This is a genomic window from Streptomyces sp. XM83C, from assembly GCF_023072675.1.
GTDB classification, from domain to species: domain Bacteria; phylum Actinomycetota; class Actinomycetes; order Streptomycetales; family Streptomycetaceae; genus Streptomyces; species Streptomyces thermocoprophilus.
Genome location: NZ_JALLGL010000179.1, coordinates 1 through 13,403, shown reverse-complemented (window position 1 = coordinate 13,403; position 13,403 = coordinate 1). Strand labels below are relative to the sequence as shown.

The 13,403-nt window shown below is 72.8% G+C and carries 12 protein-coding genes; 8 read left to right on the top strand and 4 right to left on the bottom strand.

Annotation, left to right across the window (positions count from 1 at the left end):
- Positions 1–26: 26 nt before the first annotated feature.
- Positions 27–1,229 (bottom strand): sensor histidine kinase, encoded by a 1,203-nt coding sequence (locus MTQ10_RS19885; RefSeq protein ID WP_247469948.1) that lies wholly within the window; start codon positions 1,227–1,229, stop codon positions 27–29.
- Between the two features lie 242 nt (positions 1,230–1,471).
- On the opposite strand from MTQ10_RS19885, the gene MTQ10_RS19880 reads away from it, so the two are divergent.
- Positions 1,472–2,497 (top strand): SAM-dependent methyltransferase, encoded by a 1,026-nt coding sequence (locus MTQ10_RS19880; protein ID WP_374117644.1) that lies wholly within the window; start codon positions 1,472–1,474, stop codon positions 2,495–2,497.
- An 82-nt stretch (positions 2,498–2,579) separates the two neighbouring features.
- On the opposite strand, the gene MTQ10_RS19875 is transcribed toward MTQ10_RS19880, so the two are convergent.
- Positions 2,580–3,731 carry an NADH-quinone oxidoreductase subunit D gene (locus MTQ10_RS19875; protein ID WP_247469945.1) on the bottom strand — a complete coding sequence of 384 codons (1,152 nt, stop codon included), beginning with the start codon at positions 3,729–3,731 and terminating at the stop codon, positions 2,580–2,582.
- Between the two features lie 31 nt (positions 3,732–3,762).
- On the opposite strand from MTQ10_RS19875, the gene MTQ10_RS19870 reads away from it, so the two are divergent.
- Both MTQ10_RS19870 and MTQ10_RS19865 read left to right on the top strand, forming a co-directional pair.
- Positions 3,763–4,296: a PH domain-containing protein gene (locus MTQ10_RS19870; RefSeq protein ID WP_374117643.1), complete on the top strand. Its 534-nt coding sequence runs from the start codon at positions 3,763–3,765 to the stop codon at positions 4,294–4,296.
- Positions 4,297–4,298: 2 nt separating this feature from the next.
- Complete coding sequence (locus MTQ10_RS19865) at positions 4,299–5,756, top strand: PH domain-containing protein (RefSeq protein ID WP_247469950.1); 1,458 nt, start codon at positions 4,299–4,301, stop codon at positions 5,754–5,756.
- Between the two features lie 482 nt (positions 5,757–6,238).
- Here the strand turns inward: MTQ10_RS19865 and MTQ10_RS19860 are convergent, their stop codons facing one another.
- Positions 6,239–7,504 carry a hypothetical protein gene (locus MTQ10_RS19860; protein ID WP_247469944.1) on the bottom strand — a complete coding sequence of 422 codons (1,266 nt, stop codon included), beginning with the start codon at positions 7,502–7,504 and terminating at the stop codon, positions 6,239–6,241.
- A 155-nt stretch (positions 7,505–7,659) separates the two neighbouring features.
- Positions 7,660–8,778, bottom strand: coding sequence for an alpha/beta hydrolase (locus tag MTQ10_RS19855; RefSeq protein ID WP_247469942.1), 1,119 nt, complete (start codon positions 8,776–8,778; stop codon positions 7,660–7,662).
- A gap of 231 nt (positions 8,779–9,009) precedes the next feature.
- Between MTQ10_RS19855 and MTQ10_RS19850 the strand changes: the two genes are divergently transcribed.
- The 5 genes from MTQ10_RS19850 to folK form a co-directional block, all read left to right on the top strand.
- Positions 9,010–10,821 (top strand): phosphatidylglycerol lysyltransferase domain-containing protein, encoded by a 1,812-nt coding sequence (locus MTQ10_RS19850; RefSeq protein ID WP_247469941.1) that lies wholly within the window; start codon positions 9,010–9,012, stop codon positions 10,819–10,821.
- An 86-nt stretch (positions 10,822–10,907) separates the two neighbouring features.
- Positions 10,908–11,813 (top strand): dihydropteroate synthase, encoded by a 906-nt coding sequence (folP, locus tag MTQ10_RS19845; protein WP_247469939.1) that lies wholly within the window; start codon positions 10,908–10,910, stop codon positions 11,811–11,813.
- Positions 11,810–12,310: a nuclear transport factor 2 family protein gene (locus MTQ10_RS19840; RefSeq protein WP_247469938.1), complete on the top strand. Its 501-nt coding sequence runs from the start codon at positions 11,810–11,812 to the stop codon at positions 12,308–12,310. The genes folP and MTQ10_RS19840 overlap by 4 nt, the downstream gene beginning before the upstream one ends.
- Positions 12,311–12,590: 280 nt before the next feature.
- Complete coding sequence (gene folB, locus MTQ10_RS19835) at positions 12,591–12,950, top strand: dihydroneopterin aldolase (RefSeq protein WP_247469936.1); 360 nt, start codon at positions 12,591–12,593, stop codon at positions 12,948–12,950.
- The coding region (gene folK, locus MTQ10_RS19830) for a 2-amino-4-hydroxy-6-hydroxymethyldihydropteridine diphosphokinase (RefSeq protein WP_247469935.1) at positions 12,947–13,403 on the top strand (457 nt) is incomplete at its 3' end. The genes folB and folK, both read left to right, overlap by 4 nt.

The following is a 13,403-nucleotide window of genomic DNA, read 5'->3' as shown; positions in this document are numbered from 1 at the left end:
GGGGCGTACGGGGGCGTGCGGGGCGGTCACTGCGCCGGTTTGAGCGGCAGCAGGGCGCTGATGCGGAATCCTCCGCCGGGGCGCGGGCCCGCGTCCAGGGTGCCGCCGACCATGCCGACCCGCTCGCGCATGCCGATCAGGCCGTGTCCCTGGCCGTCGAAGCCGCCCTCCTCGTACAGCTCGTGCGGGGCGCCCTTGCCGTCGTCCTCCACGAGCAGGCCGAGCCCGTCGTCGAAGTACACCAGGCGGACGCTGGCGCCGGCGTTGGGCCCGCCGTGCTTGCGCGTGTTGGTGAGGGCCTCCTGCACGATCCGGTACGCCGTCAGCTCCACGCCGCTGGGCAGGGGGCGCGGTGTGCCCTCGATCTTGAAGTCGACGGGCAGACCGGACCCGCGGCACTGTTCGACGAGGTCCTCGATCTGCCGGACGTCGGGCTGCGGGACGTACTCCCCGGCCTCCTGGTGTTCGCCGGTGCGCAGCACACCGAGCAGGCGGCGCATCTCGGCGAGGGCCTGACGGCCGGTGGAGGAGATCGTCTCCAGGGCCTTCTTCGCCTGGTCGGGCGCGGTGTCCAGGACATAGGCGGCGCCGTCCGCCTGGACGACCATCACGGACACGTTGTGGGCGACGACGTCGTGCAGTTCGCGGGCGATACGGGCGCGTTCGGCGGCGACCGCGACCTTCGCCTGCGCCTCGCGTTCCTTCTCCAGCCGGGTCGCGCGTTCCTCCAGCTGCGCGTAGTAGGCGCGGCGGGTGCGTATGGAGTCGCCGAGCACCCAGGCGAGCGCGAACGGCACCGTCATGAAGACGACCACCGCCACGTTGCCCATGGCGCCGGTCTCCTGGTTGGGCCAGCGCAGCTGGGCCACGGTCGCAGCGGCCAGGCCCGACGCGAGCGCCAGCCGGGACGCCCAGCGCTCACCGGTCGCGGCGGCCGTGTACACGATCACCAGCAGGGCGAAGTCCGCGATCCGTGTCTCCACGTCCAGCACGACCTGGGCGGCACCGAGGCCGAGGGCCAGCAGCAGCATCTTCTCCGGCATACGGCGGCGCAGCGCGATCATCGCGCAGAGCAGCAGCGTCACCGGGAGCACGAGCGCCGGGGCGTCGGTGCCGCGGGTCTCCTGGCCCGACACCTCCGCGATGAGCGAGAACCCGAACAGGACGACGGCCCAGAAGCCGTCGACCCACGTCGGGTGTCTGCGGAGGAAGTCATAGAGGCGCTGCACGTAACCCAGCGTAGGGACGGGAAATGCGTGCAGGGGTCAACCGGAGGGTCGATCCGGAGCGATTGTGTGTACTCCGCAAGGTGGAGGAGCCGATCTTCCGTACGCCTAGTCTGGCGGGGTGCGTGAGGAGTCGGAGACGGTGACGGGAGAGCGGCGGGGGCCGGTGGGGTGCGTGAGGTGACGGAGGAGTCGAGGGGCCGGTGGGGTGTGCGAGGTGACGGAGGAGTGGCGGCGCCGGTGGGGTGTGTGAGGTGACGGAGGAGTGGCGGGGCTGGCGGGTCGCGGCCGAGGAGGCGCTGTACGGGCCGGAGGGCTTCTACCGGCGCCCGGAGGGGCCCGCCGGGCATTTCCGTACGTCCGTGCACGCCTCGCCGCTGTTCGCGGGGGCCGTGGCACGGCTGCTGTGCCGTGTGGACGAGGCGCTGGGCCGTCCCGGCACGCTGGACTTCGTGGACATGGCGGCCGGGCGTGGCGAACTGGCCGCCGGGGTGCTCCGTGCCCTCCCGGACGAGGTGGCGGCCCGCACGCGCGCGTACGCCGTCGAGTTCGCGGACCGGCCGGAGAGTCTCGACGGGCGGATCGAGTGGCGGCCCGAGCCGCCCCGCGGGATCACGGGTCTGCTCTTCGCCAACGAATGGCTGGACAACGTACCCCTCGATGTCGTGGAGACCGACGCCGCCGGAGTGCCCCGGCTGGTGCTCGTACGCCGGGACGGGTCCGAGCGTCTCGGGGCCCCGGTGGCGGAGGTGTCGGACGCGGACGCCCGTTGGCTGGAGGAGTGGTGGCCGCTCGGCGGTGAGGAGGGGCTGCGCGCGGAGATCGGGCTGCCGCGGGACGAGGCGTGGGCGTCCGCCGTCGCGTGCGTCGAGCGGGGGCTGGCGGTGGCCGTGGACTACGGCCACATGGCCGGCACCCGCCCTCCGTTCGGCACCCTGACCGGCTTTTGCGCGGGCCGGGAGACGGCGCCCGTGCCGGACGGGACGTGCGACATCACGGCGCACGTCGCCCTGGACTCGTGCGCGGCGTACGCCGGGCGTGCACCGGCGCTCCCGGGCGCGCGCCTCCTGCGTCAGCGGGATGCCCTGCGCGCCCTCGGGGTCACCGGGGCGCGCCCCCCGCTCGCGCTCGCGTCCACGGACCCGGCGGGCTATGTGCGCGCCCTCGCGGGCGCCGGGGAGGCCGCGGAGCTCACGGCAGAGGGCGGACTGGGCGACTTCTGGTGGCTGGTGCAGCCGGTGGGTGCGGCGGACCCGATCGCCGAGGTGTGACGACGGACCGGCTTCGCCAGGGGTGCGACGGCCGGCGGACGTGTGACGGCGGACCGGCCCGTGCGGGCCGGTCGCCCTTCGGTCACTTGTCGATGTCGCCGACCACGAAGAACATCGACCCCAGGATCGCCACCATGTCCGCGACCAGCGTCCCCGGCAGCAGCTCGGTCAGCGCCTGGATGTTGTTGTACGACGCGGAGCGCAGCTTCAGCCGGTACGGCGTCTTCTCGCCCTTGCTGACCAGGTAGTAGCCGTTGATGCCGAGCGGGTTCTCGGTCCACGCGTAGGTGTGCCCCTCGGGTGCCTTCAGCACCTTCGGCAGCCGCTGGTTGATCGGGCCGGGCGGCAGCTCGGCGATGCGGTCGAGGCAGGCATCGGCGAGGTCGAGCGCGTTGTGCGTCTGCTCCAGCAGGCACTCGAAGCGGGCGAGGCAGTCGCCGTCCTCGCGTGTGACGACCTTCAGCACGTCCCGCAGCTCGCCGTAGGCGAGGTACGGCTCGTCGCGGCGCAGATCGAAGTCGACACCGGAAGCGCGCGCGATGGGCCCGCTCACGCCGTACGCGTGCACCGCCTGCGGCGTGAGGACTCCCACGCCGCGCGTGCGTCCGCGGAAGATCTCGTTGCCGAGGACCAGGTCGTCGAAGACGTCCATGCGCGACCGTACGGCGGCGACCGCCTCACGCGCGCGTGCCGTCCACCCCGCCGGCAGGTCCTCCTTCAGGCCGCCGACGCGGTTGAACATGTAGTGCATGCGCCCGCCGGAGACCTCCTCCATGACGTTCTGGAGGATCTCGCGCTCCCGGAAGGCGTAGAAGACGGGCGTGATGCCGCCCAGCTCCAGCGGGTACGAGCCGAGGAACATCAGATGGTTGAGGACCCGGTTCAGCTCCGCCAGCAGGGTCCGCGTCCACACGGCACGCTCGGGCACCTCCATGCCGAGCATCCGCTCGACGGCGAGCACGACGCCCAGCTCGTTGGAGAACGCCGACAGCCAGTCGTGGCGGTTGGCCAGCACGATGATCTGCCGGTAGTCCCGCGCCTCGAACAGCTTCTCCGCACCGCGGTGCATATAGCCGATGACCGGCTCCGCGCGCGTGATGCGCTCGCCGTCCAGGACGAGCTTCAGCCGCAGCACGCCGTGCGTGGACGGGTGCTGCGGGCCGATGTTGAGCACCATGTCCGTGCTCTCCGCGGCACCGCCGATGCCGACCATGGTCTCCGTCGTAGGAGTCATGGACACAGTCTCTCTTACGTAGGCTGGCGGTATGGAAACGGGGATCAGCCGACAGGACATGGACCAGGTCACGGAGGGAACGGCGGTGCGGAACGCGGCGGGCGAGCCGGAGTGGACAGGGCTGCCGCCGGGACTGCTGCGGATGCGCCGGATGCTGCTGGTGGTGTGGCTGGGGCTGCTGACACTGACCGTGGGGCTGCTGCCGGGGCTGCTGGCCGGTCCCGTGTGGGCGGCGTTCGCCGCGCTGCCGCTCGCGCTGATGGCGTGGGGCTGGAGGATGCTCGGCCGCAACTGGCGGTCGTGGCGGTACGCCGAGCGCGCCGACGACCTGCTGATCAGCCGGGGCGTGCTGTGGCATGAGCAGACGGTCGTGCCGTACGGGCGCATGCAGCTCGTCGAGGTCACCTCGGGCCCTGTCGAGCGGCGCTTCGGGCTGGCCAGCGTCCAGCTGCACACGGCCGCAGCCGCGACCGACGCGACGATCCCCGGCCTGGACCCGGCCGAGGCGGAGCGGCTCCGCGACCGGCTCACCGAGCTGGGCGAAGCCCGATCGGCGGGGCTGTGAGCATGCCGGGCGCGGAGAACGGCGTGCGGAGCGAGAACGCCGGGCGAAAAGCTCAGGGCGCCGTGCAGGAACCTGAGGGGGCCGGAGCGAGCGTGCGGGGCGGAGCGATCCGGGAGCAGGGCGAGGCGGTCGTGGAGCAGGATGAGGCGGTCGTGGAGCAGGATGAGGCGGTCGTCGAACGGCGGCTGCATCCCGTGACGCCGCTGCGGCGGGCGTGGGCGCCGATCGCGGTGCTCGTGGGCTGGGCGCTGCACGACCCCGACCAGACGCAGCGTCAGCTGAGCCGGATGACGACGACCACCCTGCTGATCGTGCTGGCCGTGATCGTCCCGGTCGCCGCCCTGTACGGCTTTCTGACCTGGTGGTTCACCCACTACGCGGTGACCGGCACCGAACTGCGCATCCGTACCGGCCTGTTGTTCCGCCGCACCGCCCACATCCGGCTGGAACGCATCCAGGCCGTCGACGTCAACCGGCCGCTCCTCGCGCGCGTGGCGGGAGTGGCAAAACTGCGGCTGGACGTCGTCGGCGCCGAAGAGAAGGACGAACTGGCCTTCCTCGGCGAGCGCGAGGCGCGAGCGCTGCGCGCCGAACTCCTCGCGCGCGCCGCCGGGTTCGCCCCCGAGACGGCGCACGAGGTCGGTGAGGCGCCGGCGCACGACATGCTGCGCGTGCCCCCGCGTGTGCTCGCCCTCTCCCTCGTACTCACCGGCGCCACCTGGGGCACGCTTCTCGCCGCTCTCGTCGTACCGCCCCTGCTGTGGTGGGCCACCGGCAACGTGTGGACGGTGCTCGCCACCGCGATTCCGCTGGTGGGCAGTGCGGGCGCGGCCGGCGTGGGCCGGTTCGTCGGCGAGTACGACTGGACGGTGAGCGAGTCGCCGGACGGGCTGCGCATCGACCACGGGCTCCTGGACCGCAGTCATGAGACGGTGCCGCCGGGGCGCGTGCAGACGGTGCGGATCGTCGAGCCGCTGCTGTGGCGGCGGCGCGGCTGGGTGCGGGTCGAACTGGACGTCGCCGGCTCGGAGAACTCGCTGCTGGTCCCGGTCGCCCCGCGCGAGATCGCCGAGGCGGTCGTCGCCCGCGTCCTGCCGGGCGTGACCGTCCCGCGGGGCGCGTCGCTCTCGCGGCCTCCCCGGCGTGCGGGCCGTCGGCTGCCGCTGTGGTGGCGCGGCCACGGCCTCGCCGTCACCGACGCGGTGTTCATGGCGCGGCACGGGCTGCTGCGGCGCACCCTGGCGCTCGTGCCGCACGCCAAGGTGCAGAGCGTACGGCTCACGCAGGGGCCCTGGCAGAGGCTGCTGCGGCTCGCCGACGTCCATGTGGACACCGGCGCGGACGGGACCGTGACGGCGCGTCTGCGGGACGCCGACGAGGCCGCCGCGCTGCTGCGCGCCCAGGCGGAACGTTCCCGCACCGGCCGCCGCGACGCACGGCCGGACCGGTGGATGGCCTGAGCGGCCCTGCCTTCGGCCGACCACGCGCGCGTGCGGGAGCCGAACCGTCTCGATGACGCGCCGGGGCTCGGGCAGGTCCGGCCACGCGCGCGTGCGGGAACCGAACCGCCTCGGTGACGCGCCAGGGCTCGGGCAGGTCCGGCCACGCGCGCGTGCGGGGAACGACCAGGCCGATCGAGCCGATCAGGGTGCGGACGACCGGCCACGCGCGCGTGCGGGGACCGAACCGTGGTCACCAGGGCGGGACAGGACAGCCACGGCGGCCACGCGCGCGTGCGGGGAACGAAACGCCGTGCCCGGCCGACCACGCACGCGGGTGGGGGCCGAGGCGCCGACGCGCGCGCCGGGTCCCAGGCGGCCACGCACGCGTGCGGTCGTACGCGCCCGAAGGCCGCGGGAGCGACGCCACACCCGCCCGCACACACCGAGCGGGGCGCCCCCGTAGGAGCGCCCCGCCCTGTGCTCGATGTTCGGTACGGCCGTCAGGACACCGCGCTGCGCAGCCCGTGCAGGTCGATCTGCTCGGTCTCGTCGTGCGCCGTCAGGTCGATCACCTGGCCCACGCCCTGCGCCTGCTCGGCGGCCGGCTTGAACTCGGCCTCGGTCTGCGCCTTGTGCACGGCGAGCGCCTCCTCGCCGACGACGTCGGCCAGGTCCTCGTTCTGCACGGCCTCCAGCGCGGCCCGCGTGGGGGCCTTCTTCGTGCCGAAGAAGTCGAACCCGCCGTCGGACGGCGGACGCCGCACGGGCGGTGCCGCCGGTACGACGGCCACCGCGGTCGGCGCCGCCAGGTGCCCCGCGGTGGGGTGCAGGACGGCCGGCGCGGCGGCCGTGGCCTCGGCGTCGGCCGGGGCGCCCGAGGGCTCCTCGGAGGCATCGGGCGCATGCGCGGGTGTCTCGGGGGCGGCGGCCGCACGCGCATGGGCGTCGACCGCCTCGGGCTTCCCCTGCGCGCCGTCCTCCTGCGGTTCGCCCTCCCGCGCGCCCGCGACGGCCGGGCCGCCCTCGGCGCCTTCGGAACCGGTTCCGGGCTCGGCACGGTCCGCGCCGTCCGCGTGCTCCGCGGACTCCTTGCGCTCCGCGCGCGTGTCGGCGTCGAAGCGGGCCAGCGCGGCCTGCGCCCGGAGGAACAGCTTCGAGCCCTCCGGCGAGAACACCGACACCGCCGGCGTCTCGTCGCCGCCGTTCTCGTCGGCGGCCTCCGCCGCGGCCCTGACCTCCGCGCGCTCCGCGCTCTCCACCTCCGGCGCCACACGCGCCGGCGGCAGCGCACGCGCCGAGTCGGCCGGGGCACCGGCCTCGATCTCCAGCAGCCGGCGCCCCTCCAGGGCGCTGGCCCGCTCGGTCTCGGCGGTGGCGTACCGGCGCAGCAGGGCCGCGTGCTCGTTGCGCAGCCCCGCCAGCTCGGCGCGCTTGGCGCGCAGCCGCTGCTCCAGCTTGGTGCGCAGCTCGCGCGACTCCTCCAGGTCGGTCTCCAGCTCGGCGATCCGCTCCTCGTGCCGCCACTCGTCACTCGCACGCGCGCGCGTGAGGTCGGCCACCTGCTTGCCCGCCTGCGCGTCCCACCGGCGCATGACGGCCGCGCCGACGATCGCCGTCGCCGCGGCGATCGCCGCCAGGGTGCGCAGCAGTGTGGGATCCGTGAACACCCACGGGCCGAACGCGCAGACCAGAGACACGCCTGCGATCGCCGAAGGTGGCATCAGCCTGTGCAGGGGCGGTGAATGGCGGTGACGTCCACGTGGCATGGCCAGAAACTTACCGCGCGTAGGCGGCTCGTGGAGCCCTGGCCCGCAAAAAGAAGCCAATGCGGAACGCTTCCTGACACGCCGGGGCACGCCCGAACCGCCCGGCGGCACACGGCCCCCGTCCCCGCCGGCGGCGCGCGTCGCCCTCCCCCGGCTCACGACAGATGGCCGCTCATCCACTCCAGCGCCGGCGGGATCTCCCGCCGCCAGGTGTTGAAGTTGTGCCCGCCCGATTCCAGGATGATCGACGCCACGCGCGTGTGGCCGTTCGCCTTCACCTGCTCGATGAACTTCAGCGTGTCCTTGTAGTTGGGCTCGCCCTGCTTGCTGCTCGTGACGAGCAGCGCGGTGTCCGGCGCGGGCTCGTGCTTGAGGTACCAGAACAGGTCCGCACGGTTGCGGAGCAGCTTGTCACCGTGGAACAGGTCACCGGTGGTGGGGTCGATCGGCGCCTTGTAGTACGCCGACAGGCCGACGCCCGCCGCGTACACCTTGGGGTGGTGCATGGCGATCTTCAGCGCGCAGTAGCCGCCGGTGGAGTCGCCGATGATGCCCCAGGTGCCCGGCTTGGTGCCGACCCGGTAGTGCCCGCTGATCGCCTCGGGCAGATCCTTCGCGAAGAACGACTCCGTCTGCGGCCCGCCGGGGATGTCCACGCACTCCGTGTCACGCGGCGGCGCCACCGTCGGGCGCATCATCACCAGGATCATCGGCTGCATGCGCCCGTCGCGCGCCAGTCGACGTGCCGTGCTCGGGTAGTTCAGCTTGTCCACGAGCGCCCCCGCCGTGCCCGGGTAGCCGGTGAGCGCGACCGCCGCCGGGAACGTACGGGTGCGGTACTGCTCCTGGAAGTACTCCGGCGGCAGATACACGAACGCGGGCGTGGCGATGCGCGTCGTACGGCCCACGATCTGGACCTTCTGCACCTGGCCGCCGATCTCGGGCCGTTTGCTGCCCGACGGCACCGGTCTCGTCTCGACCACCCGCAGCGGGCCGTCCTTGCCGCGGCCCTGCGTGTGCTCGACGACGACGCCCTGCCCGGTCTCCTGCCCGAACAGGTCCGCCCAGCTGGCGTAGAAGCCGAACGCCTGGTTGGCGGCGAGTCCCACGCACGAGAACAGCGCCAGTTGCGTGGCGAACAGCAGACCGACGCGCCCGCTGACGGCACGCCAGGAGCGTCGTGCGAGGCGCGGCCACAGCCACACCGTTCCGACGAACAGCACCACGGCGAAGAAGATCGCCAACCACAGCACTGTCTTGCTCATGAGACCCATGGGGTTCCTGCCTGCGCTTTCCGTCCCGAAACCGGATTGCCTCCCGCATCTCCGCGAGGGCTTGCCCCGGACTTTCCCCGGCCTTCGAACCGGCTTTGACGGGGTGAATGAACCTCTCCCCCCGAGACACCGTCCTAGAGGGCGCAATGTCGCCGGATGCCCCAAGGGCACCGGTTCCAAGGTCTCTCGCAGAACAAACGGGATGCGATGTCTGTCAGGGAAGATGGGGAAATGTCGGGCGGGGTTCCGAAGCGGTCAAGCCGCGTGCGTCACCTGCTGAAGGGACCGCGGCCGGAGTCCGTCCCCGTCCTCGTCGGCAGGGCCTGCGCACTCGTGGGCCTGCTGGACGTGGCCGCGGGCGTGTTCCCGCGCTTCCGGCACAGTCGTATGCACGCCATGGCCGAGGTACTGCCCGGCTCTTTCGGGCCGTTCGCGGCGGCACTGTCGCTCAGCGCCGGAGTGCTGCTGCTCCTGCTCGCGCACGGCCTCAAGCGCGGCAAGCGCCGCGCCTGGCGAGCCGCAGTCGCACTGCTGCCCGCCGGTGCTGTGGCCCAGTTCACGTACCGTCACTCGGTCCTCGGAGTGGTGATCTCCCTCGCGCTGCTCGCGCCCCTGATCATCCACCGCGACCAGTTCTCCGCCCTGCCCGACCCGCGCAGCAGGTGGCGCGCGCTCGCCAACTTCGTCCTGATGAGCGCCGGTTCCCTCGCCCTCGGCCTGGTCATCGTCAGCGCCCATCCCGGCCGCATGGTCGGCGACCCCAGCCTCGCCGACCGTCTCGCCCACGTGGTCTACGGCCTGTTCGGCTTCGAGGGCCCCGTCGACTACCGGGGCAACACCTCCTGGACGGTCGCCTTCTCCCTCGGCGCGCTCGGCCTGCTCACCGCGGTCACCACCATCTACCTCGCGTTCCGGCCCGAGCACCCCGCCGCCCGCCTCACCGAGGAGGACGAGCAGCGGCTGCGCGCCCTGCTCGACAAGCACGGCGGACGGGACTCCCTCGGCCACTTCGCGCTCCGCCGCGACAAGGCCGTCGTCTTCTCCCCCAGCGGCAAAGCCGCCGTCACCTACCGCGTCGTCTCCGGCGTGATGCTCGCCAGCGGCGACCCGATCGGCGACGTCGAGGCCTGGCCCGGCGCCATCGAACGCTTCATGGACGAGGCCCGCGCCCACTCCTGGACGCCCGCGGTGATGGGCTGCTCGGAGACCGGCGGCGAGGTCTGGACCCGCGAGACCGGCCTCGACGCCCTCGAACTGGGCGACGAGGCGGTGGTCGACGTCGCGGATTTCTCCCTGTCCGGCCGCGCGATGCGCAACGTCCGCCAGATGGTCAAGCGCATCGAGCGCGCCGGCTACGAGACCCGCGTACGGCGCATCCGTGACCTCGGCGAAGCCGAACTGGAGCGGATCCGCCGCGCCGCCGACGACTGGCGCGGCACCGACACCGAACGCGGCTTCTCCATGGCTCTCGGCCGCATCGGCGACCCCGCCGACGCCGACTGCCTCATCGCCACCGCCCACAAGGCCGACGAACAGCCCGGCCCGTACGGCGACCTCAAGGCGATCCTGCACTTCGTGCCGTGGGGCAAGGACGGTGCCTCCCTGGACCTGATGCGCCGCGACCGCACCGCCGACCCCGGCATGAACGAACTGCTGATCGTCGCCGCCCTTCAGGCCGCCCCCAAGTTCGGCATCACGCGCGTGTCGCTGAACTTCGCCATGTTCCGCTCGGCCCTTGCCCGCGGCGAGAAGATCGGCGCCGGGCCCGTGCTGCGCGCCTGGCGCGGACTGCTGGTGTTCCTCTCCCGCTGGTTCCAGATCGAGTCCCTGTACAAGTTCAACGCCAAGTTCCGGCCCCGCTGGGAACCCCGCTTCGTGGTCTACCGGAAATCCGCCGACCTGCCCCGCATCGGCTTCGCCGCCATGCAGGCGGAAGGGTTCGTCAACCTCGCCCTGCCCCTGCCGTCCTTCCTGCGCCGCCGCAGCCGCGCCCCCCGGCCCTGCGCCCACGCGATCGCCGAACGGGACGTACGCGCCGCCTGACCGGCGGGTGGGCGGCCCGCCCCACCACAGGCCGCCCACCCGCACGCCCGGCACGACCGCCCCGACCGGGGGCCTACGCTGAACATATGAGCAACCACAGCGGACGCGGGAGCGTCACGGGCCTTCCGGCATGGGACCGCTGCGCCGTCATGGGCGTGGTCAACGTCACCCCGGACTCCTTCTCCGACGGCGGCCGCTGGTTCGACACGACCGCCGCCGTCAAGCACGGCCTCGACCTGGTCGCCCAGGGCGCCGACCTCGTCGATGTCGGCGGCGAGTCCACCCGCCCCGGCGCCACCCGCGTCGACGAGGACGAGGAACTGCGCCGCGTCATCCCGGTCGTGCGCGGCCTCGCCTCCGAGGGCGTCGTCGTCTCCGTCGACACCATGCGCGCCTCCGTCGCCGAACGCTCCCTCGCCGCCGGCGCCGTCCTCGTCAACGACGTCAGCGGCGGCCTCGCCGACCCCCGCATGATCCCGGCCGTCGCCGACGCCGGAGCCCCCTTCGTCGTCATGCACTGGCGCGGCTTCCTCCAGGGAGGCAACGTCGAAGGTGTGTACGAAGACGTCGTCCGCGAAGTCGTCGACGAACTCCACGCGCGCGTGGACGCCGTCCTCGCCGGCGGCATCACCGCCGACCGCATCGTCGTCGACCCCGGCCTCGGATTCTCCAAGAACGCCGAACACGACCTCGCCCTCCTCGCCCACCTCGACCGCCTCCTCGCCCTCGGCCGGCCGCTGCTCGTCGCCGCGTCCCGCAAGCGCTTCCTCGGCCGTGTCCTCGCCGGCCCCGACGGCGCCCCGCCGCCCGCCCGCGAACGCGACGCGGCCACCTCCGCGGTCTCCGCGCTCGCCGCGCACGCCGGCGCCTGGGCGGTCCGCGTGCACGAGGTACGCGCCTCCGCCGACGCCGTACGCGTCGCCCACGCCGTGGAACAAGCCCGCGCCACGGGCCACGCGCTGGGCGCGCGCGGCGCCGAGGAAGCCCGGTGAGCACCCCCCACACCGATGTCGAAGAGGTCGAGGCCGCCAACACCGCCTTCTACGAGGCACTCGAACAGGGCGACTTCGAAGCGCTGTCGGCGCTCTGGCTCGACCCCGCCGACCTGGGCGTCGACGAGGAGTACCACGACCCCGCCGACACCGGCGTGATCTCCTGCGTCCACCCCGGCTGGCCCGTCCTCACCGGACGGGGCGAGGTCCTGCGGTCGTACGCCCTGATCATGGCGAACACCGACTACATCCAGTTCTTCCTCACCGACGTGCACGTCTCCGTCACCGGCGACACCGCCCTGGTCACCTGCACCGAGAACATCCTCAGCGGCGGCCCGCCCACCGACGGGGAGGAACTCGGCCCCCTCGTCGGCCAGCTCGTCGTCGCCACCAACGTGTTCCACCGCACACCCGACGGCTGGAAACTCTGGTCCCACCACGGTTCGCCCGTCCTCGCCGAGAGCGACGAGGACGACAGCGACACCTCACCCGCCTGACCGGGCACCCGGACGGCGCACACCCCCGTAGGGACTAAACGGCACCCGGACGTGGTTGGAATCACGGGACCCCGGGTATGGGCGGCTCTCGACCCATGAACAGCCGGGTCTCCCAGGGCGAACACGCGATGAACGCCCGTGGAAGCTCGCGCACCGAATCCCTGGCCCCGCCCCCGCGGGCCCCGCGATGTCGGTGCCCGCGGGTAGATTCGACCGAGGCCGGCCTGCCGCCGCACACGACAGGCACCGGCCGCCACCGACGACTGCAGGAGTGATTCGCGTGGATCGTGTCGCGCTGCGAGGCCTGAAGGCCCGCGGGCACCACGGTGTGTTCCCCAGGGAACGCGAGGAAGGCCAGACCTTCATCGTGGACCTCGTGCTGGGCCTGGACACCCGTCCCGCCGCGGCCGACGACGACCTGTCGAAGACCGTGCACTACGGCATCGTGGCCGAGGAAGTCGTGGCCGTCGTCGAGGGCGAGCCCGTCGACCTGATCGAGACCCTCGCCGAGCGCATCGCCCAGACCTGTCTGAAACACGAAGGAGTCCAGGAGGTCGAGGTGTGCGTCCACAAACCGGACGCGCCGATCACCGTCCCCTTCGACGACGTGACCGTCACCATCACCCGGAGCCGCGTATGACCGCGTTCACACAAGGTCCCGCCGACCCGACCGTCCAGCCGGTCCCCGCCTCCGTCACCGAGAGGGTCGACGCCGCCGACACCACCCTTCAGAACCCCAAGCTCGCCGTGATCGCGCTCGGCTCCAACCTGGGCAACCGCCTGGAGAACCTCCAGGGCGCCGTCGACGCGCTGGAGGACACCCCCGGCGTCCGCGTCAAAGCGGTCTCCCCCGTCTACGAGACCGAACCCTGGGGTGTCGACCCCGGCAGCCAGCCCTCCTACTTCAACGCCGTCGTCGTTCTCAAGACGACCCTGCCCCCGTCCTCCCTCCTGGAGCGGGCGCACGCCGTCGAGGAGGCCTTCCACCGCGTCCGCGACGAACGCTGGGGCCCGCGCACCCTCGACGTCGACATCGTCGCGTACGCCTCCGTCGTCTCCGACGACCCGCAGCTCACCCTCCCCCACCCCCGCG